This is a genomic window from Actinomyces sp. AC-20-1, assembly GCF_023369555.1.
In the GTDB taxonomy this organism is placed as follows: Bacteria; Actinomycetota; Actinomycetes; order Actinomycetales; family Actinomycetaceae; genus Actinomyces.
In genome coordinates this window covers 1-23417 of record NZ_JACJVC010000025.1, presented here as the reverse complement: position 1 = coordinate 23417, position 23417 = coordinate 1, and the positions used below count along the sequence as shown (strand labels likewise).

Below are 23417 nucleotides of genomic sequence, written 5' to 3'. Positions count from 1 at the left end.
GGCCTGCCCGGCGGCCTGCGCGGCAGCCTCGAGCAGGGCCCGGGCCTGGGCGGGTGAGAGCACGGAGGGCAGGCGGTTGTCGGCGCGCGGCGAGCGCAGGCGGGCGGCGACGTCGGAGGAGGTCAGCCCCTCGCGGGCGGCCCAGGCGCAGAAGGTGCGGATGGCGGCGCTGCGGCGCGCGAGGGTGGCCCGGGAGCAGCCGGCGGCGTCGAGCCCGGCGAGCCAGGCGCGCAGGTCCGCCAGGTCGAGGCCGGCCAGGGCCCCGGTGACCGGCTCCGTCTGTGCCTGCCCGACGCCGAGGAAGGTGAGCAGGTCCTCCAGGTCGCAGGTGTAGGCGCGCACCGTGTGCTCGCTCAGGCCCCGCCGGTGGGCGAGGTAGCGGAACCAGGCGTCCAGGAGCTCTCCCCTGGTGCCCGGTGCCTCCTGCGTCATGGTCCCAGGTTAGGCGCTCCGTGGCGCTGCGCGCCGCCAGCGCTCGCCGTCGCGGCGGACACGGCCGGCGAGCTCGAGCAGGCCGAGGGCGCTGCGCACCTCCCGCTCTCCGAGCCCGGCGGACCGGGCCAGGGCCGCGGCACCGGCCGCGCCGCGCGCGGGCATGGCGTCCAGGACGGCGGAGGCGCAGGGGTCGAGGCCGTCCAGCAGGCCGCCGGGCCCGAGGTCGCTGGCCCTCGAGCGCGAGGCGTCCGGGTCGAGGGTCCCCACGGGGGTGATGAGCTCGAGGGCGTCGTCGGCGTCGGTGACGCACACGGCCCCCTCGCGCAGCAGCCGGTGGCAGCCGACGGACTCGCGTGAGGCCACCGGCCCGGGCACCGCCCCGAGCGGGCGGCCGAGGTCGCGGGCGTGCCTGGCGGTGGACAGGGCCCCTGAGCGCCAGGCGGCCTCGACGACGACGGTGCCCTCGGTCATGGCGGCGATGAGGCGGTTGCGGGACAGGAAGCGGTGCCGGGCGGGCTGGCAGCCGGGCGGGACCTCGGCGACGAGCGCGCCGCGGGCCAGGACCTCCTCCAGCAGCCGGGTGTTGCCCGCAGGGTAGAGGCGGTCGACGCCTCCGGCGCACACGCCCACGGTCCGACCGCCTCGCAGGGCGCCGGTGTGGGCGGCGGCGTCGATGCCGAAGGCCCCGCCGGAGACGACGACGGCCCCTGCCCGCGCCACCGTGCGGGCCATCTCGCGGGCCACCTGCTCGCCGTAGCGGGTCGAGGCCCGTGAGCCGACGAGGGCGAGCGCGAGGCCGCTGCCCGGCCCGGGCGGCACGCGGTCCTGGCGGCCGGGCGGGACCACCGTGTCCGCGGCGCCGGCGCGCTCCGGGGCCGACGGGTGGTCCTCGCGACGTGCCAGGAGCGCGGGGTCGCCCCGCACCCACAGGCAGAAGGGCGGCTGCTCGAGCTCGTCCAGGCCCGTGGGCCACCACGGGTCCCCCGGCAGGAGGAGGCTGCCGCCCAGGCGCTCGAGCACGTCGAGGTCGCGCCGGGGCTCGAGCGAGGCCAGCCTCGGGGCCCACCGTGCGGCGGCCCGCGCCCAGGCGGCGCTCGCGCGCCCGTCGCCCTCCTGCGCCCCCACCGGACGTGGGGGCGGGGGCGCCGCGCGCAGGACGCCGTCGGCGTCGTGGGCCTCCTCGAGCAGCCAGGTGAGGGCGGGTCCCGGCCCGAGCGCCCCCACGAGGGCGGCGGCGGCACGGTCCGCGGGCTCGGCCAGGCGGGACCAGGCGGCTGCTGCCAGCACGTGGTCGTGGTGGTCGAAGGGCAGGCTCAGGCTCATGGCAGGGCTCCTCTCGTGCGCAGGGACAGGGCGGTGCCGAGCTCGGCGGCGCCGGGGCGCTGCTCGCCGGCGAGGTCCGCGAGCGTCCAGGCCAGGCGCAGGACCCGGTCGACCCCGCGCAGGCTGAGGTCGCCGCGGTCGAGGGCGTCCATGAGGCGGGCGACGAGCCGCGGGTCCTCGGCCGTGGTGCGCTCGCGCACCCAGGAGCCCGGGACCTGGCCCATGAGCCGCCAGGGCGTGCCCTCCAGACGCCGGGCCGTGCGCCGTCGGGCCTGGGCCACGCGGGCGGCAACCGCGGCGCTGGTCTCACCCGTGGCCCCGCCTCCCAGGTCCCCGGCGGTGACGGGCCCGACCTCGAGCTGGATGTCGACCCGGTCCAGGAGAGGCCCGGACAGGCGTGAGAAATAGCGCCTGCGCTGCAGGGAGGTGCAGGTGCACTCCAGGGCGCGCCCAGTGCCCTGGCCGCAGGGGCAGGGGTTGGCGGCCAGGACGAGCTGGAAGGCTGCCGGGTAGGTCGCACGCCCGCCGGCACGGTCGATGGTGACGCGGCCGGACTCCAGGGGCTGGCGCAGGCAGTCGAGGACGCCGGCCGGGAACTCGGGAGCCTCGTCGAGCAGGAGGACGCCGCGGTGGGCGAGCGAGACGTCCCCGGGCCGGGGCAGGCCGGAGCCTCCTCCGATGACGGCGGCGCGCGTGGCCGTGTGGTGCGGGGCGCGCAACGGCGGGGTGCGGATGAGCCCGTGCTCGGGGTCGAAGGTCCCGGCCACCGAGTGCAGGGAGGTGACGGTCACGGCGTCGTCGTCCTCGAGGGAGGGCAGGATCGAGGGCAGGCGCTCGGCGAGCATCGTCTTGCCCGCGCCTGGCGGCCCGACCAGGAGCAGGTGGTGGCCTCCGGCGGCGGCGACCTCGAGCGCGTGGCGCGCCTCGTCCTGCCCGACGACGTCGGCCAGGTCCGCCACGGCACCCGGCGGTGCGGGCTCGGGCGGGGCTCCGCGCCTCGGCTCGGCGGCCTCGGCCAGTGCCAGGACCTCGGCGGGCAGGCTCCCGCCCAGGGCCGTGATGAGGCCCGCCAGGTGCCGTGCCCCGGTGACCCGGGCGCCGGGCACGAGCCGGGCCTCGGCCGCGCAGTCGCAGGGCACGACGACCGTCCTCACGCCTGCTCCGACGGCGGCCCGCACGGCGGGCAGGACCCCGCGCACGGGACGGATGGAGGCGTCCAGGCCGAGCTCGCCGATGAACAGGGTACGGGCGAGGACGGGCAGGGCCCGGGCCGGCAGGTCGCCGCGGGCGGCGAGGACGGCCAGGGCGAGGCTGACGTCGAAGCCGGTGCCGGTCTTGGGCAGGTCCGCCGGGGAGAGGTTGACGGTCAGGCGCTTCTCGCCCCAGGAGGTGCCGCAGGTGGACAGGGCGGCGCGCACGCGCTCACGGGACTCGCGCACGGCGGCGTCGGGCAGCCCGACGAGGGTGAAGGAGGGAAGTCCCCCGGCGGCGTGCGCCTCGACGTCGACGAGGTGGCCCTCGAGCCCGGTGAGGGTGACGGCGAGGGTCCGGGCGAGGCCGCTCACAGCGTCACCCCGCGGTGGTGGCGCAGCTGGGCCGGGGCGCCTGCGCGCACCAGGACGCTGACGACGTCGACCCGCAGGCCCGGTGCGGTGCCGGGTGGCCGGTGGGTCTCGGCCCAGCGTGCGGCGAGGTGGCGCAGGTGGACGAGCTTGGTGGGGGTCACGGCCTCCGCGGGGGTGCCGGTGGCGAGACCGCGACGGGTCTTGACCTCGAGGGCGACGAGGACGGGGGCGTGGTCGCAGCCGTCGGGGTCGAGGGCCACGAGGTCGAGCTCGCCCCGCAGGCCGGAGCCGGGGCCGGGCCGCCAGTTGCGGTCCAGGAGCCGCCAGCCCTGGTCGCGCAGGTACCGGGCGGTGATCTGCTCCCCGAGCCGGCCGGTGCGCGCGTCCTGCGCGCTGCGCGACGTGCCCGTCCGGCCGCTGCCCGTGCCGGTGTCCTTGGTCCTTGTCATGCTGACCACCTCCGGCCCCAGCGTGGGGCAGGGCGGTGGCGGGGTCGAGGTGGCAGCGGTCGTGCTGTGGACAGCGGCGTCGGTGCCTGTCGTGGCAGGGGGCTGTGGAGCCCGGGCGCGGTGCGGTTGTCAGAGCCCGCGGCTCAGGAGGGGATCTCCATCTCGGGCTTGGTCAGCTCCTCGACGTTGACGTCCTTGAAGGTGACGACGTGCACGGACTTGACGAAGCGCGAGGCCCGGTAGATGTCCCACACCCAGGCGTCCTCCAGGGTGAGCTCGAAGAAGACCTCCCCGCCGTTGGTGCGCACCTGGACGTCCACGGAGTTGGCCAGGTAGAAGCGCCGGTCCGTCTCGACGACGTAGGAGAAGAGCGAGACGACGTCCCGGTACTCGCGGTAGAGCTCGAGCTCCAGGTCGTTCTCGTATGCCTCAAGGTCCTCAACGCTCACCGGGCCATCATGCCGCACATCGGCTGCGCGGGCCCGTGGCGCCTGCCGGGCGCGTCGGGAGGCCCGCGACACGTCCGCGCCCAGGGCACCCGGGGCGTCCCCGCCCCGGCGGCGTGCGCGGCTCAGCCCCGGGGCGCGGCCGGCCCCAGTCCCGGCAGGCGCCAGCTGCGCCGGTGGTGCTCGCCGGCACCCAGCCGGGCGAGGCCCTCGATGTGGGCGGCGCTCGTGTAGCCCTTGTTGGAGGCCCACCCGTAGCCCGGGTCCTCGAGGGCGCTCATGAGGGCGTCGCGGTGGACCTTGGCCAGGACGGAGGCAGCCGCGACGACGGCGCAGCAGGCGTCGCCCTTGACCTGGGTGCGCACGGCCGGCAGGCCGGGGCCCGTCTCGGCCGCCGGCCCTTCCTCGGGCGCACTGGCGGACGGCAGGCCGGAGAGCAGGTCGGCGGCGGGCGGGCTGAGCCAGTCCGAGGTGCCGTCGAGGATGATGAGGCCGGGCGCGTGGCCCCGGGCCGTGACCTCGGCAAGGGCGCGCCGCCCGGCCAGGCGCAGGGCGCCGATGATCCCCAGGGCGTCGATCTCGGCAGGGCCGGCGGAGGCGACCGCCCAGTCCAGCGCCCACTGGCGGCAGGGCTCGACCAGGGTCTCGCGGCGGCGGGCGGTCAGCTGCTTGGAGTCGGCCAGGCCCTGGGGGAAGGCGTCAGGGGTGCTGCGGGAGACGACGGCGAGGCCGACGGTGACCGGGCCGGCGAGCGCGCCGCGCCCCACCTCGTCCATGCCGCCCACCAGCGTGTGGCGGCCCAGCTCCTCGGTCTCCAGCGCACGGTCCGGGAGCAGGCGCGGGGCGCTCACGCGCCCTCCTCGGGCGCCGGCTGGGCGGGGGCCGGGGCCTGCCCCGGCTCGGGCACGCCGTCGAAGGCGCGGGTGCCGTCGCCCAGGCCGGCCCAGCTCGAGACGGGCCAGACGACGGCGGCGCCCTCCCCGATGACGTCGCTCATGGGGACGAAGCCGCCGTGGGCGTCATCCTGGTGGTAGCGCGAGTCCGCCGAGTTCGACCGGTTGTCCCCCATCACCCAGATGAACCCCTCGGGCACCACCACGTCGAAGGCCACGTCAGAGCCCGAGCGCCCCTCCTTGACATACCCCTCATCCAGCACCACCCCATTGACACTCACAGTTCCCGACCCGTCCGCCACCACACGGTCCCCCGGCAAACCAATCACCCGCTTGATAAGGATGTGCCCGGTGTCCTCGGGCAGCTGGCGCATGAGGATGAGGAGGTCCTGGACGGCGCCGCGCAGACCGGTGGGCTCCTGGGCGTCGAGCCAGTGGTCGGGGTCGCGGAAGACGACGACGTCACCGCGCTCAAGGTCATCGGCGCCACTCATCCACACGGCCACGCGGTCGCCCACGGCCAGGGTGTCCTCCATGGAGGCCGAGGGGATCTCGAACCACTGGATGACGAGGGTCTTGACGAGCGCGGTGACGACGAGCACCACCAGGACGGCGACGAGGACCGACAGCCGCGGGCGGCGCCGCCGTCGGCGCTCCGCGGGGGCCCGGGGCGTGCGGACCGGGGGCACGGTGCGGCGCAGGGGCGGGTAGGAGGGGGGCAGGGTGGCGGCCGGCAGGTCGTCGGGCGCGGCGTCGGGGGTGTCCGCGGTGCGCAGGGCGTGGGAGGCCCCCTCGGCGGGGGCGGGCCCGGTCTCCGACGGGCCCGTGGCGCTGTGGTCGCCCGGGGTACCGCCACCGGCCGTGGCGGCCCTGGTGCCACCGGCCTGGTGGTGGGAGCAGTCGCTGGTGCTCGTCATGCGGGCCCCCTCTCGTCGGGGCTGCGGTGCGGACGGCGGCGGGGCGGGCCCGCCTGGAACGGGACGTCGCCCGGTACCCGGAGGGGCACCGGGCGACGCCGATGAGCCGAGGGTCGAGCCGGGGCTCAGTCCTCGCGACGCTCCTTGATCTTGGCCGCCTTGCCGCGCAGGTTGCGCAGGTAGTACAGCTTGGCGCGACGCACGTCACCGCGGGAGACGACCTCGATCTTGTCGATGGAGGGCGTGTGGACCGGGAAGGTGCGCTCGACGCCGACGCCGAAGGAGACCTTGCGGATGGTGAAGGTCTCGGCGACGCCCGCGCCCTGACGGCCGATGACGATGCCCTGGAAGACCTGGACACGGCTGCGGCTGCCCTCGACGACCTTGACGTGCACCTTGAGGGTGTCGCCGGGACGGAAGGCGGGGACGTCGTCGCGAAGCGACTGGGCGTTGATCTCGTCGATCAGGTTGCTCATAGGAGTATCTCCACACGCTCGTGCCACTGGTCAGGGGCGATCGGTTGGTGGCGCCGCACCACCGTCGAGCCGGGGCTCCGGGGGACTGCGCCGTGTGCTGGCGCCCTGGGGTCCTCCTCCGCGAGCGTCCCCCCAGTGGCGGGGACGCTCCGAGGCCCAAGGGCCCGGCCAGTGTGCCACAGCGCCGGGCGGGGCTGCGAGCCCGCCGACGGCGACGTGCCCGACCTCACGGAGACACCGGTGCCGTGAGGGCCGTGCGGGCAGCGGCTCAGGGCTCGGGGACGGCGCTGAAGGGCTCGTGCCCCCCGGAGAGGGTCCCGAGGCGGTCCAGCGGCCAGACGACGGCCTTGGCGACGCCGACGACCTCGCTCATGGGGACGAAGCCGCCGTGGGCGTCATCCTGGTGGTAGCGCGAGTCCGCCGAGTTCGACCGGTTGTCCCCCATCACCCAGATGAACCCCTCGGGCACCACCACGTCGAAGGCCACGTCAGAGCCCGAGCGCCCCTCCTTGACATACCCCTCATCCAGCACCACCCCATTGACACTCACAGTCCCCGACCCGTCCGCCACCACACGGTCCCCCGGCAAACCAATCACCCGCTTGATGAGGTGGTGGCCGGGGTCCTCCGGCAGGATCCTCAGGGCGACGAGCAGGTCCTGGACGGCGCCGCGCAGCCCCGTCGGCTCGGTGACGGTGAGCCAGCCGCCGGGGTCGCGGAAGACGACGACGTCACCGCGCTCAAGGTCATCGGCGTCGTACATGGTGACGGCCACGCGGTCGCCGTCGACGAGGGTGTCCTCCATGGACCCGGAGGGGATGACGAAGGTCTGCAGCACGAGGCTGCGCACGAGGATGATGACGGCCAGGGCGAGCACCGGCAGGCCGATGACGCTGAGGACGGGGTGGCGCGAGGCCCGCTCCTGCTCGCCCCGCCCCTCGGGCTCCTGCGTGCTCCTGGCGCTCACCGGGTGCTCCCCGCCGCCGGGTGGGCACCGGGCGCACCGGGGTTGAGGGCCATGACGACGTCGCGGCAGGCGCGGCCGCCGACGTCGTAGCGGCGGGTGCCGACCTTGACGAAGCCGCTGCGGCGGTAGGCCCTCTGGGCGCGGCGGTTGCCGTCGTGCGTGCCGAGCCACAGGGCGGTGACGCCGGCGGCGGAGGCGTCGCAGACGGCCTCGGAGAGCAGGACGTCGGCCAGGCCGGAGCCGCGCAGGCGGGTGTCGACGTAGACCTTGCTCAGCTCTGCGGCCAGGCCCGGGCCGCCCGTCGGGGACGGGGGGACGCTCACGGCCGCGGGGCGGGGGTCGAGTCCGGGGGGCAGGGCGCCGTCGTCGTCAGCGGCCTCGAGGATGACGACGCTGTAGCCGACGGGCTCGCCCGCGCGCACGGGGCCGGCCTCGGTGGGGGTGTCCTCAGTGAGGCGGGCGAGGGTGACGACGACGCGCGGGTCCGCCTGCCAGGCGCTCATGCGCTCGGCGGTGAGGTGGCGGTCCATGTGCTCATCGACCTGCTCGGTGGTGAGGAAGGACGGGCAGGCGTCGGGGAAGGTGCGCCTGGCGAGCGCGACGAGGGCGGGCACGTCCTCGGCCAGCAGCGGCCGCACCTCGAGGGGCACGGGGTGAGCGGCCCCGCGCGGCACGGCCCAGCCGTTGCGGGCCAGGGCGGCGCGGTCGTCCCGGTCGAGGCGCTGGGCGTCGAGGCGGGCGACCATGTCGGGGCGGCGGGCGGCGGTGCGGGCGATGCCCCTCTCGCGGCGCTCGCGGGCGACGCGGGGGTGGTTGCCGGACAGCAGGCCGGGCCAGCTCGTGGCGAGGTCGTGCCCGCGCCAGGCCACCGGGCGGGTGTGGACGGGGTACTCGAGCAGGCCGGTCTCGGAGTGGGACTCCTCGACGACGGAGTCGGGGTTGCCCAGGACGCCGGGACGCAGGCGGGCGACGGCCTCGATGATGACGAGGGCGGCGACCTCTCCCCCGTTGAGGACGTAGTCGCCGATGCTCAGCTCGCGCACCTCGACGCCGGCCTCGCGGTAGTGCTCGGGGACGCGGGCGTCGATGCCCTCGTAGCGTCCGCAGGCGAAGACCACCTGGTCCGCGTGGGCCAGGTCCTCGGCGGTGCGCTGGGTGAGGACCTCGCCGGCGGGCGTGGGGACGACGAGGACCTGGCGCCTCCCGGCGCTGCGGCGGGCGGTGGCCGCCTCGCGGGCGGCGGTGGGGTCAGCGGGCAGGTCGAGGACGGCGTCCAGGGCCTCGCCCCAGACGTCGGGGCGCATGACCATGCCGGCGCCGCCGCCGAGCGGGGTGTCGTCCACGGTGCGGTGGCGGTCGTGGGTCCAGTCGCGCAGGTCGTGGACGGCCAGGTCGATGAGGCCGGTGCCGGAGGCCTTGCCGATGAGGGACAGGTCGAGCACGCGCAGGTAACCGGGGAAGATCGTCACGACGTCCAGGCGCAGGCTCCCGGCGCCGGCCTGGGCGGCGCCGGTCGCCCGGGGGCTGTCGGCCGCCATCAGCGGGCGTCCTCGGCCTCGCCCAGGCCCGGGAAGAGGCCGCCGGGAGGGTCGAGGGTGACGGTCCCGGCCTCGAGGTCGACACCGGGGACGAGTGCCTCGACGAAGGGCACGGCGACCTGCTCGCCCTGGGGGGTGCGCACGACGAGGCGGTCCTGGGCGACGCCGGGCTCGAGGTCGGTGACGACGCCGAGGACCCGGGGCCCGGTGGCGGCGGCGCCCAGGCGCACGGCGGTCAGGCCGATGAGCTCGTGGGCGTACCAGGCGTCCTCGTCGGTCCCGTCCTGCTCGTCCTCGGTGTCGACGAGCAGGTGCACGCCGCGCAGGGACTCGGCGGCGGTGCGGTCGCGGGCCTCGGCGAAGGCGGCGTACCAGCGCTGGCCGTCGAAGCGCAGGCGCGTGACGGTCAGGGGCCCGGCCGTGTCGGGGTCGGTCGGCAGGACGGTGCCGGGCTCGAGGCGTCCCTCGGGGTCGTCCGTGCGGATGTCGAGGCGGACCTCTCCCTTGAGGGCGTGGGCTGGGCCGATGACGGCGACGGTGAGGAGCACGGCCTCAACCTACCGCGACCGCCTGGGCGCCGCGGCGGGTGGGCGCGTGCGCTGGGCCACCCGGCCGGGGGTGCGCGAACGGCGCCGCCCACCTGTGTGGGCGGCGCCGTTCGTGAGCACTTGACCCGCCGGCCGGCTCTGCGCTGGTCCCGTGCTGGTCAGCGGCGGTCGGTGTCGACGACGTCGACACGCACCGGTGAGTCGGCGAGCGCTCCGACGACCGTGCGCAGGGCGCGGGCCGTGCGGCCGGAGCGGCCGATGACACGACCGAGGTCCTCGGGGTTGACGCGCACCTCCAGCAGGTCGCCGCGACGCAGCGACCGGGAGGTGACGGTGACGTCGTCGGGGTTGTCGACGATGCCACGCACGAGGTGCTCGAGCGCGTCGGCCAGCACGTCAGGCCTCCTCGGCCGGGGCCTCGGCGGGCTCCTCAGCCGGGGCGTCCTGAGCGGCGGCCGCGGCGGCCTCCTTCTCAGCCTTGGCCTTGGCCTCGGCCGCGGCGGCCTTGCGCTTCTCGGCGTCGTTGGCGGCGGCCTTGACGGCGTCTGCCTTGGCGGAGGCGGCGGCCTCGGCGTCGCGGACCTTGAGCCGGCCCTCAGCGCCCGGCAGGCCCTTGAAGGCCTGGTAGTCGCCGGTGATCTTGAGCAGGTTGAAGACGGTGTCGGAGGGCTGGGCGCCCACGCCGAGCCAGTACCTCACGCGCTCGGAGTCGATGCGGATGAGCGAGGGCTCCTGCATCGGGTCGTACAGACCGATCTCCTCGATGACACGGCCGTCCCGCTTCTTGCGGCCGTCGAGGACGACGACGCGGTAGAAGGGCTGGAACTTCTTGCCCATGCGCTTGAGGCGAATCTTGACTGCCACTTGGTGGAACTCCTGGTTCTGGATGGTTTGGCCCGCGCTGGTCCCCGGTGGGGTTGAGCAACGGATTCCGGCGAGAGCCGAGACTGGGACGAGGTCGGGGAGAGGGACCGTCACACGTCCGAGTACAGAGCGGGATTCTGCCAGACGGGAGGGAGGGCGGGCGAGCCGACGGGGCTGCGGGCGGGGGCGGGAGGCTGCGAGATCGCACACAGTCGTCCCTTGACACCAGCATGGCTCCCAGGTTCATTAGTCATGTAATGAACCAGGGAACCGGTGACTGTCCGACCACCCGGGGAGGAGGAGCCGATGGCCCGCAGCTTCGACGACGCGACCCCCATCTACCTCCAGATCGCCGAGGAGATCCGCACCCAGGTCCTCGATGGGAGCCTGCCCGAGGGCGCCCGCCTGACCTCCACCACCGAGTACGCCACCCGCTACCGCATCAACCCGGCCACGGCGAGCAAGGCGGTCGCGCTCCTCGTCGACGAGGGCCTCGTCGTCAAGCGGCGCGGCATCGGCATGTTCGTCGCCGAGGGTGCCCAGTCCGCCCTGCGCAGCCGCCGCCGCGGCTCCTACGCCACCGAGGTCCTGGCCCCCGCCCTCGAGCAGGGCCGCCTGCTGGGGCTGGACGACGGCGACATCCTCACCGCCGTGCGCGCGCTGCTGGCCTCCCGTCCCGCCCCCGACGACGAGCCCCACGCGCGGCTGTCGACCACACGCCCTGTCCACCCCTCCTGGAAGGTCACGTCATGAGCCCCCGCACCGCGCACCCCCTGCTCGAGCCACGGCGCGTCCTCGAGGGCCTCGGCGCCGGCCCGGCCCTGCACCTGCAGGACGTCGGCTACGCCTACGGGCCACTCGCCCGGCGCCGCAGTCCCCAGTACTGGCCGCTGCACGACGTGAGCCTGGCCCTGCGCCCCGGCGTCGTCACCGGGCTGCTCGGCCGCAACGGCGCCGGCAAGTCCACCCTCCTGGACGTGGCCGCCGGGCTGCGGCGGCCCGCACGCGGCACCGTCACCCTCACCGACGTCGACGCCGAGGCCCGCCCCACCGGCACCACGGAGCAGGTCTGGGACACCGCCGCGGCCCGCGCCGCCACCTGCCTGCTGGGCACGCGCCGAGCCCTGCCCGCCTCCCTGCCGGTGAGCACCTCGATCCGTCTGTGGGAGGCGACCCGGCCCCTGTGGTCCACGCAGGACGCCCACCGCTACCTGCGCCTGTTCGACCTCGACGCCGACGCCCGCCCGGCACGTCTGTCCCAGGGGCAGCGCTCCGCCGTCGACGCCGCCTTCGCCCTGGCCTCCCACTGCCCCGTGCTCCTGCTCGACGAGGTGCACCTGGGGATGGACGCCGTCGTGCGCCGCCGCTTCTGGGACGCCCTGCTCGAGCAGTACGCCGCTGAGCGACCCACCATCGTCATCGCCTCGCACGAGGTGGGTGAGGTCGCCGACCTGCTCGAGGACGTCGTCGTCCTGGCCGGGGGCACCGTGGCCGCCAGTGGCGACGCCGACGCGCTGCGCGAGGCCTGCACCCCCGCCTCCGGCCCCCTCGCCGACCTCACCGACGTCCTCGAGCACTACTCCCAGGCCCCCGCCACCGACAGGCAGAGGAGAGTCCCATGAGCACACACGCGGCCCCCACCACCCACGCACCCGCCGCTCCCACCGGTGGCACCGGGCCCGCACCCACCGCGAGCGCGAGGAGCCTCACACGCCTGGTGCGCACGGACCTGCTTATCGCGGTCCTCGCCGCCGACGCCGCGGCACTGGTCCTCGGCCTCGTCCAGCTGCTGGTGCAGCAGGACGGTGCCGAGGGACCCGCCCTGGCCACGGCCCTGCTGAGCACCTCCCCCATCGTCCTCATCGTCGCCGCGCTGCGATGTGCCTTCGGCGCGCCGGTCCTCATGGCCTCGGTCCACGCCGGCGCCACCCGCGCCACCGTGCTGCGCGCCTGCGCCCGGGTCGTCGCCCTGGCCACCACCGCCGAGCTGGCCTACCTCGTGCCCGCCGGGGCGGCGGTGCTGCTCGCCGCGCACGGCGGCTGGGTCCTGCCCCCGCTCTCCGGCCATGACGCCGCGCTCTGGGTGCTGTCCTGGGCGCTCGTGGCGCTGGGCCTCAACCTGCTGGGTCTCCTGGCTGCCCCGATCGGCCACGCCATGGGGCGCTGGGGCGCGGCCCTCCTCGTGGCCGCGGCGACCGCGGGCAGCCTGCTGACCGGCGTCACGGGTCCCCTCGAGGGGCCCGCACGGGTCCTGGCCTGCCTCCTGCCCGGGCTCGAGACGGTCGTCCTCGCCTTCGACTCCGCCACCCGCCACGGCCTGTGGGCCCTGGTCACCGCTCCGCTGCTCCTGACCTGGCTCGTGCTGCGCTGGGAGCCCAGGCGCTGAGCCGGCCGGCCCCTGTCCGGGCGCCGGCACGCCCCGTGGGCGCTCAGGTCTGACATTCGTCATGCGCGGGCGGTGACGCACCTCAGTACCGCGGGCCGCCCCGCCCGCGGAGGCTGGGTCCATGAGCCCACACACCGCCTCCCCCGCCGTCGAGGTCACCGACCTCACCAAGGTCTTCGGCACCGGCGCCCGGGCCGTGCGCGCCGTCGACGGCCTCACGCTCACCGTCGCCCCCGGTGAGATCGTTGCCTTCCTCGGCCCCAACGGCGCCGGGAAGACCACCACGCTCGACACCCTCCTGGGCCTGAGCGCCCCGTCCTCGGGGCACGTGCGCGTGCTCGGCACCAGCCCCCGCCGGGCGGCCGCTGACGGGTGCCTCGGCGTCGTCCTGCAGAGCGGCGGGCTCATCCCCGACTACACCGTGGCCGAGACCCTGCGCGCCATCGCCTCCGTCCAGGGCCGGCACGCCACCGGTGACCTCGGCGCCCTGGCCGCCTCGACCGGCCTGGCCCCGGTCCTCGGGCGCCGCGTGGCACGCTGCTCGGGCGGTGAGCTCCAGCGCCTGCGCCTGGCCCTGGCGCTCGTCGCGGACCCCCGTCTCCTCGTGCTGGACGAGCCGACCGCCGGGATGGACGTCACCGCCCGCACCTCCTTCTGGGACACCATGCGCGAGCAGGCCCACGGCGGGCGCACGATCCTCTTCGCCACCCACTACCTGGAGGAGGCGGCCGCCTTCGCCGACCGCATCGTCATCATCGCCCGTGGCCGGCTCGTCGCCGACGGCACGGTCGACGAGATCCGCGCGCTGGGCGAGGGGACGGTCGTCTCCGCCACGTGGGAGGGCGTGGACGAGCCCGCCCTCGCCGCCGCGATCGAGGCCGGTGGGCTCGCGGACCGTGTCCTGGGCACGGCGCTGCGCGGCGAGCACGTCGAGATCCGCACGAGCGCCTCCGACGACGTCGCCCGCTGGCTGCTGACCGCCACGCCCGCGGCGCACCTGGGCATCAGCGCCGTCAGCCTCAACGAGGTCTTCACCGCCCTCACCGAGGACGCAGGAGCCACCGGCACCGCACGCACCACCCATCCCACCGCCGTCTGAGCCCCGCCCCCGCCCCTCACAAGGAGCCCCTCCATGACCACCGCACCCACCGCACCGGCCACCACCACCCACCTGCGCCGGACGCGTCCCGTCCTCACCTTCCTCCTGCTCGAGCAGCTGCGCGCGCTGCGCCACCCGGCGAACCTGTTCTTCGTCATCGCCTTCCCCCTGGCCATGTACCTCATGTTCAGCAACTACCAGGGCTCGGGGACGCAGCCCGTGGGCGAGCACGGCAACGTCGCGGCCACCGTCATGCTCGCCATGGCCTGCTTCAGCGCCTGCCTGGCCGCGACCTCCTCAGCGACCGGCACCGCCGTCGAGCTGCAGGCCGGCTGGGGCCGCCAGGTCGCCGTCACCACCGGCGGCATGCGCACCTACTGGGCGGTCAAGGTCGCCACCGCCTTCGTGCAGGCCACCATCCCCGTCCTCGTCATCTTCGCCGCCGGGGCACTGACCACCGCCGAGCTCGACGCCCGCGGGTGGGTGCTCGGCCTCCTCCTGGCGGTCCTCACCGTCATCCCCTTCATCCTGTGGGGCCTGGGCATGGGGCTGCTGCTGCCGCCTCAGGCGGCCATGGGCATCGCGCCCGCGCTCGTGTCCCTCTTCGGCTTCCTCGGCAACGCCTTCATGCCCCTGAACGAGATGATGATGGCGATCGCGCGCTTCACGCCGCTCTACGGGCCGGCCGCGCTGGTGCGGTGGCCGGTGACGGAGGGGTGGACCTACCTCACCGACCTGCCCGCCCCGGTCCAGGACGGGCTGTGGATGGCGGTGGCTAACCTGGTGGCGTGGACCATCCTCTTCGCCCTGCCCGTGGTGGCGCTGCGCCACCGCGCGACGGTGCGCCGGTGAGCGTGTCCGCTCCACCCGGCACGGCGCTCCCGCGCGGGCGGAGCGGGGCCGCAGGGACCGACGGGCGGGCCGGGGCTTCCGGGCCCGGCGGGCACCACCGGGCCCCCTTCTTCAACTGGCGGGCCAACGTCTGGCTCGTGTTCCTCGGCTTCCTCATCGTCTTCCTCCTCCTCGAGCCCCGCCCGTGGCCGCTGCGGGTGCTCGGTGTCACCTGTGTCCTGGCCTTCGCGACCATCTACGTCCTCGCCTTCGCCCATGACCGCTCCTGGACCGCGGTCCCGGAGGGCGCGACCACCGCCGAGGAGCTGCGCATGGTCGCGCGGCCACTGCTCGCCATGGTCGCCTGCGCCCTGGTGTCCCTGCCCGCCGTGGGCTGGTGGTGGGTCTACTTCGTGCCCTACTTCTGCTCCTACCTCCTGTTCCTCACCCGCCTGCGCACCGGCCTCGTCGCGATGGTGCTCATCTGCGCCGCAGAGCTCCTCACCGTCGGCATCGCGCAGCCGGCGCAGCAGCACCTGTGGACGGCCGTGGGGGTGAGCCTGTCCTGCGGCGGGATCGCCCTGGGGCGCCTGTCCGTGGAGAACGAGGAGCGGCGGGCGGCCGTCGCCCGGGAGCGCGCCGCCGCGGCCCGTGAGCGGGCGGCCGCCCAGACCCGTGACGAGATCAGCCGTGACATCCACGACCTCCTGGGCCACTCGCTCACCGTCCTCACCCTCAAGGCGGAGGTGGCGCGCCGCCTGCTCGACGCCGACCCCGAGCGGGCCGCGCGCGAGATGGACGAGATCATCGTCCTGTCGCGCGCCTCCCTCGCGGACGTGCGCTCGACGGTCACCCGCCTGCGGGCACCGGACCTGGCCGGCCAGGTGGAGGCCACCCGCACCGCCCTGCGCGCCGCCGAGGTCTCGCTGTTGCTCACCGGCTCGGCCGAGGACGTGCCCGAGCGCCAGCGCCCGCTCCTGTCCTGGGCGTTGCGGGAGGCGACGACGAACGTCGTGCGCCACGCCGGGGCCAGTCGGGTCGAGGTCGAGATCGCGCCCGGGCTGCTACGGGTGGCTGACGACGGCGTCGGGCTGCCACTGGCAGGCGGGGGCGGCGCTCCCACCCGGGTGGGCAACGGCCTGGCCGGACTGTGCTCGCGCATCGAGGCCGAGGGCGGCGAGCTCACGCTCACGAGCCCCTCGCCCCACGCCCGCCCCACCCGCCCCGGAACCGTCCTGGAGGTCAGGCTCCCATGAGCACCCAGAGCCCTGTCCCCACTGAGCCCTCTGAGCCCCCGATCCGCGTCCTTCTCGCCGACGACCAGGCCCTCGTGCGCGGCGCGCTGGCCACGCTGCTGGGGCTGGAGGAGGACATCGACGTCGTCGCCCAGCTGGGCACGGGCGCAGGCGTCGTCGAGGCCGCCAGGCAGCACCGCGTGGACGTGGCGCTGCTGGACATCGACATGCCGCAGGTGGACGGGCTGGCCGCCGTCGCGCAGCTGAGCGCCTCGGGCCTGCCCTGCCGCAGCCTCGTGGTGACGACCTTCGGGCGGCCGGGCTACCTCTCGCGCGCCCTGGAGGCGGGAGCGGCGGGCTTCATCGTCAAGGACACGCCGCCCGGCGAGCTGGCGGCCGCGATCCGCACGGTGCACGCCGGTGGGCGCGTCGTCGACCCGACCCTCGCCCAGGAGTCGGTGATCCTCGGCCCGAACCCGCTCACGCCGCGTGAGCGGGACGTCCTGCGGGCAGCGGCCGACGGCGCTGACGTCCACGAGATCGCGGGCGTACTGCACCTGGGTGAGGGGACGGTGCGCAACTACCTGTCCGGCGCCATCAGCAAGACGCGGGCCCGCAACCGCACCGAGGCGGCGCGCACTGCGGAGGCCAACGGCTGGCTGTGACCCTGGGGCTGGGCCCCGCTCAGCCCTCGTCCAGGGTCTCGACGCGCTCGCGCGCCCGGTCCCTGGTCCACACGTCCCCGGGCAGCTCGGCCGGCAGCAGCGGGTTGCCGGGGGCGATGAAGGCCGGCTCGGCCACGCCCTCGGCGCGCTGGCGGTCGTAGTCGCGCAGGACGCCGAAGACCCAGCGGCTCAGCCACAGGACGGCCACGAGGTTGAGGATCGTCATGAGGGCGAGGGCGACGTCGGCCATGACCCAGGCGAGGTCGAGGGCGACGACGGCGCCCAGCCCCGTCGCCACGGTCATCGCCAGGCGCAGGACGATGCCCGGGCGCCGGCCGCCGCCCAGGTAGGAGACGTTGACCTCCGCGAAGGTCGAGTAGCCGAGCACGGAGGAGTAGGCGAAGGTGAGGACGACGATGCTCATGAACCACACGACCCAGCCTCCCGGCAGGATGTCGGCGAGGGCGTGCTGGACGAGGGTGGTCTCGGCCCACTGGGGCTCGACGCCGGGCGTGTAGACGGCCGGGGAGGCCAGCAGCACCGTCAGGCCGGTGGCCGTGCAGATGACGATCGTGTCCATGAAGACGCCGAAGCCCTGGATGAGGCCCTGGACGACGGGGTGGGCGACGTCGGCGGTGGCGGCACCGTTGGGTGAGGAGCCCTGGCCGGCCTCGTTGGAGAACAGTCCCCGCTTGGTGCCGTTGAGGAAGGTGGCGAAGAGGCCGCCGCCGGTGCCGGCCAGGCCGGCGCGCAGGTGGAAGGCGCCTGCGAAGACGTCGGCGAGGACCCCGGGCACGCGGTCGAGGGAGATGAGGATGACGACGGCGACGACCACGAGGTACAGCGCGGCCATGAGCGGCACGAGCCACTCGGTGACCCGGGCGACCACCCGCATGCCGGCCAGGAGGATGGGGGCGGTGAGCACCATGAGCGCGACGGCGGTGGCCGCCGTCGGCAGGCCGTGCGCCTCCTGCAGGGTGGCGGCGATGGTGTTGGACTGCACCATGGGGAAGATGAGCCCGTAGGAGAAGACGAGCATGGCGGCGAAGAGCACGCCCATGGCCCTGCCGGTGGTGGCGAAGCCGGCCAGGCCCAGGCCGCGCTGCATGTAGTAGGCGGGCCCGCCCCTGAAGATGCCGTCGGCGTTGCGGACCTTGAAGACCTGGGCGAGGGTGGACTCGGCGAAGGAGGTCGCCATGCCCAGCAGGGCGACGACCCACATCCAGAACAGGGCGCCGGGCCCGCCCAGGGTGACGGCCAGGGCGACGCCGGCGATGTTGCCGGTGCCCACGCGCCCGCCCAGGCCGATGACGAAGGCCTGGAAGGAGGACAGGGATCCGCGCTGGTGGCGTGAGCGCGCCACCAGGCGCGCGGTGCGGGCGAAGAGCCGCAGCTGCACGCCCCGGCTGCCGAGGGTGAGGTAGAGGCCGGTGCCGAGCAGCACCCAGATGAGGATCCTGCCGGACACGAGGCTCTCGAAGGACGACAGGGTGCTGGTGAGCGTCTCGGTGAGGGAGGCGGGCAGCGTCATCACGGGGGTCCGTCCGTTGGGGGATCCGGCGGGGGCCGGTGCGGGGCGACGGCGAGGCTACCTCACGCCCGGCGACGCGGTCTCACGCGTCCACCGCCGGCCTGCAGCGGGCTCCGCCCCCGGGCCGCGCAGCGGGCGGGTCTGCGGGAGCCGCCCGCTCTCACAGGCCGAGGGTGCGGCGCAGGTCCTCCGGCAGGGCGCTCATGGCGCTGGCGACGTCGTCACTGTCCGCGGCGCCCTGCTGTCCGGGCATGATGCCGTAGCCGCCGGGGGCCGCCTGGCCCGCGCCGCCGAGCCCGAAGGCCGACCCGGCCACCGGTGCCGCGGGGGCCTCGGGCTCCTGGCGGCCACGGGCCGCCGCCTCGCGGGCCTGCCGGGCGGCCTTGGCCGGGTTGCCGGACCTGCCCTTCCTGCCGCCCTTGCCCTGCTTGGCCTTGGGCGCCTGGCGCGCCTTGGCGCGCTTGCCCATGCTCGGCAGGGAGCCCATGCCGGGCATCATGCCGTTCTCGCCGAGCCCACCGGCGGTCATGGCCTCCATCATCTTCTTGGCCGCCTCGAAGCGGGTGACGAGCTCGTTGACGGCCTGGACGGAGGTGCCCGAGCCCTTGGCGATGCGGGCGCGGCGCGAGCCGTTGAGGATCGACAGGTCCCGGCGCTCGGCGGGGGTCATCGAGCAGACGATCGCCTCGACACGGTCCACCTCGCGCTCGTCGAAGTTCTCCAGGGCCTCACGCATCTGCCCCATGCCCGGCATCATGCCCAGGAGCTTCTTCATCGAGCCCATCTTGCGCACCTGGCGCAGCTGGGCCAGAAAGTCCTCGAGGGTGAAGGTGCCCGAGGCCATCTTGGCGGCGGCCTCCTCAGCCTCCTTCTCGTCGAAGGCGCGCTGGGCCTGCTCGATGAGGGTGAGCAGGTCACCCATGTCGAGGATCCGGCTGGCCATGCGGTCGGCGTGGAAGCGCTCGAAGTCGTCCAGCCCCTCACCGGTGGAGGAGAAGAGCACGGGGGCGCCGGTGACGCCGCGCACGCTCAGCGCCGCACCGCCTCGGGCGTCGCCGTCGAGCTTGGACAGGACGACGCCGGTGAAGCCGACGCCGTCGCGGAAGGCGATGGAGGTGTTGACCGCGTCCTGGCCGACCATGGCGTCCAGGACGAAGAGGATCTCGTGGGGCTGGACGGCGTCGCGGATGCGCACCGCCTGGTCCATCATCTCGGCGTCGACGCCCAGGCGCCCGGCGGTGTCGACGACGACGACGTCGTAGCCGTTGGCCCGTGCCTGCTCCACACCGGTGCGGGCCACGTGCACCGGGTCCCCGACGCCGTTGCCGGGCTCGGGCGCCCACACGTCCACCCCGGCGCGCTCGGCGACGACGCTCAGCTGGGTGACGGCGTTGGGGCGCTGGAGGTCGCTGGCGACGAGCAGGACGCGCCTGCCCTCGCCCTTGAGCCACTTGCCGAGCTTGCCGGCCAGGGTCGTCTTGCCGGCACCCTGGAGGCCGGCGAGCATGATGACGGTGGGGCCGCGGTCCGCCCAGCTGATCTCGCGGGTGGCGCCGCCGAGGACCTCGACGAGCTCGTCGTTGACGATCTTGACGACCTGCTGGGTGGGGTTGAGGACCTGGGAGCGCACCGCCTCCTTGGCCTTGTCCCGCACGGCGGAGGTGAAGGAGCGCACGACGGGCAGGGCGACGTCGGCCTCGAGCAGCGCGCGGCGGATCTCGGAGACGGTGGCGTCGATGTCGGCGTCGGTCAGGCGTCCCTTGCCGCGCAGCGACTGGAACGAGGCGGTGAGCCGGTCGGAGAGGTTGCCGAACACGCGGGGTCCTTCCCTCGGCGCCGGGGCGCCGGTGAGCTGGGGGTCAGGTCAGCGCCCGTTCGTGGGCGCGGCTGCCGCCCAGGATAGCGGTGAGGGCCCGCGCCACCCCTCTCCGGGGGCGTGCGGACCCTCACGCGCTCAGCGCAACGGGCACGGCGCCGTCGGGCCGGTGCCCGGCTCAGGCGGTTGCCAGGTAGTCGGTGAGCGCAGCACGGATGACAGCCTCAGGACTGACTCCGCGGGCTCGAGCCATCCTCTCAACGGCGTCGACGAGGTCGTCAGGAACTGCCCGCAGCCAATGAGGGTTCGGGTAACTCGGCCCTGTCACGGTGCCGTGGCCTGCTTCCGCCTCCGTCTGGAAGGCAGCGAGCTCGGGCTCACCGATGCCCGGCACGAACTCGACGACCTCAAGGTTCATGACCGGCTCCTTCCCGGTAGGTACTGGCGTCGCGCCCTCATCGCGTGGATCACGACCTCCTGCCCATCATCGCCTACGACGGTGACGATTTCCAGAACCCGCCCGACCCCATCGAATCCGACATAGAGCCACCGCACCGGGTCCTCCCCGAGCAGTGTCCTGCGCGCGGACGTCTCAAGGGCCGCGCCGACGTCCCGCGTGGCGCAGCCGTGCTTGAGCGCACTGCGCAGAATCCTCATCCCACCCTCCTTGGACTGCCAGTGCGAGGGTAGAACGCACCACCGACAGGTACTCGCCTGCGAACGGTGAGGGCCCGCGCCGCCCCTCTCCGGGGGGGGCGTGCGGACCCTCACGCGCTCAGCGCAACGGGCACGGAGGCGCCGGGCCGGTGCCCGGTTCAGGCGAGCAGCGCGTCGACGAAGCCCTCGGGGTCGAAGGGGGCGAGGTCGTCCGCGCCCTCCCCCAGGCCCACGAGCTTGACCGGCACGCCCAGCTCGCGCTGGACGGTGACGACGATGCCTCCCTTGGCGGTGCCGTCCATCTTGGTCAGCACGATGCCCGTGACACCCACCGCCTCGGAGAAGACCTGGGCCTGGCGCAGGCCGTTCTGGCCGGTGGTGGCGTCCAGGACGAGCAGGATCTCCCCCACCGGGGCGATCTTCTCCATCACGCGCTTGATCTTGCCGAGCTCGTCCATGAGGCCGGCCTTGTTCTGCAGGCGGCCGGCGGTGTCGACCAGGACGACGTCGACGCCCCGGGCGGCGGTCTCCTGGGCGGCGTCGAAAGCGACGGAGGCCGGGTCCGCCCCCTCCTTGTCGGAGCGCACGACGGCGACCCCCACGCGCTCGCCCCAGGTGGTCAGCTGCTCGGCGGCGGCGGCGCGGAAGGTGTCCGCGGCCCCCATGACGACGCTGTGCTCCTGGGCGAGGAGCACGCGGGCGAGCTTGCCGCAGGTGGTGGTCTTGCCGGTGCCGTTGACTCCGACCATGAGCACGGCGGCCGCGGGGGCGCCGTCGCCGGTGAAGCCCTCGGCGGCGGCCGGCCTGGTGAGGTTGAGGGAGCGGTCCATCGCCGGGTCGACCAGGCGCAGGAGCTCGGCGCGCAGGACGGAGCGGATCGCCTCGGGGTCGCTGGTGCCCAGGACCTTGGCCTGGGTGCGCAGCTCCTCCATGAGGGCGGTGGTGACCTCGATGCCGAGGTCGGAGGTGAGCAGGGTGTCCTCGATCTCCTCCCAGTCGGCCTCGGTGAGGTCCCCGCGGGAGAGCACGGAGAGCACGGCCCGGCCGAAGCCGCCGGAGCCGGCCAGGCGGGCGCGCAGGCGCTGCATGCGCCCGGGGATGGACTCGGGGACCTCCCGGGGGGCGGGCTCGGCCTCAGGAGCCTCGGAGGTCTCTGGGGCCTCCGGGGCCTCGGGGCCCTCGCCGGCGGCCGTGACCTGCTCGCGCTCGGGCGCCGGGGGCAGCCCGGTGCGACGGCGGCGCACGAGCACGACGGTGCCGGCGAGAACGAGGACCGCGAGGACGGCGATCAGGACGTAAAGGAGCGGATCCATGGCCTCATCATGCCTGACGCGGGCGCCCGCGCGTCACGCCCCCGGCCGGGCCAGGCGCTGGCTCACCGCCTGGGTGACGCCGTCGCGCATCGTGATGCCGTACAGGGCGTCCGCCACCTCCATCGTGCGCTTCTGGTGCGTGATGACGATGAGCTGGCTCGACTCGCGCAGCTCGGAGAGGATGTCCAGCAGCCGCCCGAGGTTCGTGTCGTCCAGGGCCGCCTCGACCTCGTCCATGACGTAGAAGGGCGAGGGGCGCGCCCGGAAGATCGCGATGAGCAGGGCCACCGCCGCGAGCGAGCGCTCGCCACCGGAGAGCAGGGACAGGCGCTTGACCTTCTTGCCCGCCGGACGCGCCTCGATCTCGATGCCGGTGGTGAGCATGTCCTCGGGGTCGGTGAGCACGAGCCGCCCCTCGCCCCCGGGGAAGAGCCGGTCGAAGACGAGGGCGAACTCGCGTGCGGTGTCCTGCCAGGCGCTGGTGAAGACCTCGAGGACGCGGGCGTCGATCTCCTCGATGATGCTCAGCAGGTCCGCCCGCGAGCGCCTGAGGTCGGCCAGCTGCTCGGCGAGGAACTGGTGGCGCTGCTCCAGGGCGGCATGCTCCTCGAGGGCGAGGGGGTTGACGCGCCCCAGGCGGGCGAGGTCCCGCCTGGCCCGGGCCAGGCGCTGGTCCTGCTCGGCGCGCACGTAGGGCCGCCCCGGTTGACGCTCCTCACCGTCCTCGGGGTCCTCCTCGCTCAGGTCGGGCACGGGCATGTGCGGCCCGTACTCCTCGACGAGGGCCTCGAGCTCGAGACCGAGCTCGCTCATGGCCCGGTCGGCCAGGGCCTGCAGGCGCATGCGCTGCTCGGCCCTGGCCACCTCGTCGCGGTGGGCGGCGTCGGTCAGCTCGGACAGCTCGGTGGTGACGCGGTCGATCTCCTCGCGGGCGCGCGTGGTCTCCGCCAGGGACTCGGCTCGCTCCTGCTCGAGGGCGGCGCGCACGGCCTGGGCCTCAGCGACCCACTCGTGGCAGGTGTCGGCGGCCAGGCGGGCGTGGTCGCGCACGTGGGTGGCGACGGCGAGCTGGGAGGCCCGGCGGGCCTCGGCCCGCTCGGCTGCGGCCCGCGCCTCACGCTCGCGCCGGGCGGCAGCGCGCAGGGAGTCCGCTCGACCGCGCCCGGAGCGCTCGCGCTCCTCGGCGGTGCGCAGGGCCAGGCGGGCCTCGGTCTCGGCGGCGCGGGCGGTGCGGGCGGCGGCCACGGCGGCCTCGCGCTCGCGCCGGGCGGTCTCGAGGCGGGTCTCGAGGTCCTCGGCGCCGGAGGCGTCCTGCCCGGCGGGAGCCGTCTCGATCTCGGCCAGGGCCGCGGTGGCGGAGGCGAGCTCCGTGGTGCGCTGGGAGGCCTCGGCCTGGGCGCGCTCGAGGACGCGCTGGGCGCGGCCGGCCTCGTCGTCGGCGGCGCGCACGGCCGAGGTCAGGC

Annotated in this window: 26 protein-coding genes; 7 read left to right on the top strand and 19 right to left on the bottom strand. The window is 75.0% G+C overall.

Going from position 1 to position 23417, the window contains the following annotated elements; translation table 11 throughout:
* From H6X67_RS11060 to rpsP, 13 genes are all read right to left on the bottom strand, one after another.
* The coding region (locus H6X67_RS11060) for a site-specific integrase (RefSeq protein ID WP_249435537.1) at positions 1 to 432 on the bottom strand (432 nt) is incomplete at its 3' end.
* A 9-nt stretch (positions 433 to 441) separates the two neighbouring features.
* Positions 442 to 1758, bottom strand: a complete 1317-nt coding sequence (dprA, locus tag H6X67_RS11055; RefSeq protein WP_249369670.1) for a DNA-processing protein DprA — start codon at positions 1756 to 1758, stop codon at positions 442 to 444.
* On the bottom strand, positions 1755 to 3323 hold the full coding sequence (locus H6X67_RS11050; RefSeq protein ID WP_249369672.1) for a YifB family Mg chelatase-like AAA ATPase: 1569 nt from the start codon (positions 3321 to 3323) through the stop codon (positions 1755 to 1757). Before H6X67_RS11050 ends, dprA begins: the two co-directional genes overlap by 4 nt.
* Positions 3320 to 3772 carry a YraN family protein gene (locus H6X67_RS11045; RefSeq protein ID WP_249369674.1) on the bottom strand — a complete coding sequence of 151 codons (453 nt, stop codon included), beginning with the start codon at positions 3770 to 3772 and terminating at the stop codon, positions 3320 to 3322. The genes H6X67_RS11050 and H6X67_RS11045 overlap by 4 nt, the downstream gene beginning before the upstream one ends.
* Positions 3773 to 3915: 143 nt before the next feature.
* Positions 3916 to 4221 carry a DUF2469 domain-containing protein gene (locus tag H6X67_RS11040; protein ID WP_249369676.1) on the bottom strand — a complete coding sequence of 102 codons (306 nt, stop codon included), beginning with the start codon at positions 4219 to 4221 and terminating at the stop codon, positions 3916 to 3918.
* 122 nt (positions 4222 to 4343) lie between these two features.
* Positions 4344 to 5069, bottom strand: a complete 726-nt coding sequence (rnhB, locus tag H6X67_RS11035) for a ribonuclease HII (protein ID WP_249369678.1) — start codon at positions 5067 to 5069, stop codon at positions 4344 to 4346.
* Positions 5066 to 6028: a signal peptidase I gene (gene lepB, locus H6X67_RS11030; protein WP_249435536.1), complete on the bottom strand. Its 963-nt coding sequence runs from the start codon at positions 6026 to 6028 to the stop codon at positions 5066 to 5068. The genes rnhB and lepB (H6X67_RS11030) overlap by 4 nt, the downstream gene beginning before the upstream one ends.
* A 125-nt stretch (positions 6029 to 6153) precedes the next feature.
* Positions 6154 to 6504 (bottom strand): 50S ribosomal protein L19, encoded by a 351-nt coding sequence (rplS, locus tag H6X67_RS11025; RefSeq protein WP_249369997.1) that lies wholly within the window; start codon positions 6502 to 6504, stop codon positions 6154 to 6156.
* A gap of 268 nt (positions 6505 to 6772) precedes the next feature.
* The gene (gene lepB, locus H6X67_RS11020; protein WP_396121444.1) at positions 6773 to 7540 is read right to left on the bottom strand and encodes a signal peptidase I; all 768 of its coding nucleotides are present in this window, start codon (positions 7538 to 7540) and stop codon (positions 6773 to 6775) included.
* Positions 7468 to 8955: a tRNA (guanosine(37)-N1)-methyltransferase TrmD gene (gene trmD, locus H6X67_RS11015; protein ID WP_249435538.1), complete on the bottom strand. Its 1488-nt coding sequence runs from the start codon at positions 8953 to 8955 to the stop codon at positions 7468 to 7470. The genes lepB (H6X67_RS11020) and trmD overlap by 73 nt, the downstream gene beginning before the upstream one ends.
* Positions 8956 to 9008: 53 nt before the next feature.
* Positions 9009 to 9557 (bottom strand): ribosome maturation factor RimM, encoded by a 549-nt coding sequence (rimM, locus tag H6X67_RS11010; RefSeq protein ID WP_249369923.1) that lies wholly within the window; start codon positions 9555 to 9557, stop codon positions 9009 to 9011.
* A gap of 158 nt (positions 9558 to 9715) precedes the next feature.
* On the bottom strand, positions 9716 to 9952 hold the full coding sequence (locus H6X67_RS11005) for an RNA-binding protein (protein ID WP_003786440.1): 237 nt from the start codon (positions 9950 to 9952) through the stop codon (positions 9716 to 9718).
* A 1-nt stretch (position 9953) separates the two neighbouring features.
* On the bottom strand, positions 9954 to 10421 hold the full coding sequence (gene rpsP, locus H6X67_RS11000; RefSeq protein ID WP_249369921.1) for a 30S ribosomal protein S16: 468 nt from the start codon (positions 10419 to 10421) through the stop codon (positions 9954 to 9956).
* Positions 10422 to 10727: 306 nt separating this feature from the next.
* Here rpsP and H6X67_RS10995 point away from each other — a divergent pair, with 306 nt between their 5' ends.
* From H6X67_RS10995 to H6X67_RS10965, 7 genes are all read left to right on the top strand, one after another.
* Positions 10728 to 11174, top strand: a complete 447-nt coding sequence (locus H6X67_RS10995) for a GntR family transcriptional regulator (protein ID WP_249369879.1) — start codon at positions 10728 to 10730, stop codon at positions 11172 to 11174.
* Complete coding sequence (locus H6X67_RS10990) at positions 11171 to 12043, top strand: ATP-binding cassette domain-containing protein (RefSeq protein ID WP_249369878.1); 873 nt, start codon at positions 11171 to 11173, stop codon at positions 12041 to 12043. The genes H6X67_RS10995 and H6X67_RS10990 overlap by 4 nt, the downstream gene beginning before the upstream one ends.
* Positions 12040 to 12807, top strand: a complete 768-nt coding sequence (locus tag H6X67_RS10985) for a hypothetical protein (RefSeq protein ID WP_249369877.1) — start codon at positions 12040 to 12042, stop codon at positions 12805 to 12807. The genes H6X67_RS10990 and H6X67_RS10985 overlap by 4 nt, the downstream gene beginning before the upstream one ends.
* A 121-nt stretch (positions 12808 to 12928) precedes the next feature.
* The gene (locus tag H6X67_RS10980; RefSeq protein WP_249369876.1) at positions 12929 to 13906 is read left to right on the top strand and encodes an ABC transporter ATP-binding protein; all 978 of its coding nucleotides are present in this window, start codon (positions 12929 to 12931) and stop codon (positions 13904 to 13906) included.
* Between the two features lie 33 nt (positions 13907 to 13939).
* On the top strand, positions 13940 to 14758 hold the full coding sequence (locus tag H6X67_RS10975) for an ABC transporter permease (RefSeq protein WP_249368545.1): 819 nt from the start codon (positions 13940 to 13942) through the stop codon (positions 14756 to 14758).
* Entirely contained in the window at positions 14755 to 15993 is a 1239-nt protein-coding gene (locus tag H6X67_RS12035) for a sensor histidine kinase (RefSeq protein ID WP_249368544.1), read from the top strand. Before H6X67_RS10975 ends, H6X67_RS12035 begins: the two co-directional genes overlap by 4 nt.
* The gene (locus tag H6X67_RS10965; RefSeq protein WP_249368543.1) at positions 15990 to 16637 is read left to right on the top strand and encodes a response regulator transcription factor; all 648 of its coding nucleotides are present in this window, start codon (positions 15990 to 15992) and stop codon (positions 16635 to 16637) included. Before H6X67_RS12035 ends, H6X67_RS10965 begins: the two co-directional genes overlap by 4 nt.
* A gap of 19 nt (positions 16638 to 16656) precedes the next feature.
* On the opposite strand, the gene H6X67_RS10960 is transcribed toward H6X67_RS10965, so the two are convergent.
* The 6 genes from H6X67_RS10960 to H6X67_RS10935 all read right to left on the bottom strand — a co-directional run.
* A complete protein-coding gene (locus H6X67_RS10960; protein ID WP_249368542.1) occupies positions 16657 to 18168 on the bottom strand; it encodes an alanine/glycine:cation symporter family protein in 1512 nt (503 codons plus the stop codon).
* A gap of 160 nt (positions 18169 to 18328) precedes the next feature.
* Positions 18329 to 19984, bottom strand: coding sequence for a signal recognition particle protein (ffh, locus tag H6X67_RS10955; protein ID WP_249368541.1), 1656 nt, complete (start codon positions 19982 to 19984; stop codon positions 18329 to 18331).
* A 178-nt stretch (positions 19985 to 20162) separates the two neighbouring features.
* Positions 20163 to 20402, bottom strand: a complete 240-nt coding sequence (locus H6X67_RS10950) for a ribbon-helix-helix domain-containing protein (protein WP_249368540.1) — start codon at positions 20400 to 20402, stop codon at positions 20163 to 20165.
* Positions 20399 to 20641, bottom strand: coding sequence for a hypothetical protein (locus H6X67_RS10945; protein ID WP_249368539.1), 243 nt, complete (start codon positions 20639 to 20641; stop codon positions 20399 to 20401). Before H6X67_RS10945 ends, H6X67_RS10950 begins: the two co-directional genes overlap by 4 nt.
* A gap of 158 nt (positions 20642 to 20799) precedes the next feature.
* Positions 20800 to 21954 (bottom strand): signal recognition particle-docking protein FtsY, encoded by a 1155-nt coding sequence (gene ftsY / locus H6X67_RS10940; protein ID WP_249368538.1) that lies wholly within the window; start codon positions 21952 to 21954, stop codon positions 20800 to 20802.
* Positions 21955 to 21987: 33 nt separating this feature from the next.
* The coding region (locus H6X67_RS10935) for an AAA family ATPase (protein WP_249435534.1) at positions 21988 to 23417 on the bottom strand (1430 nt) is incomplete at its 5' end.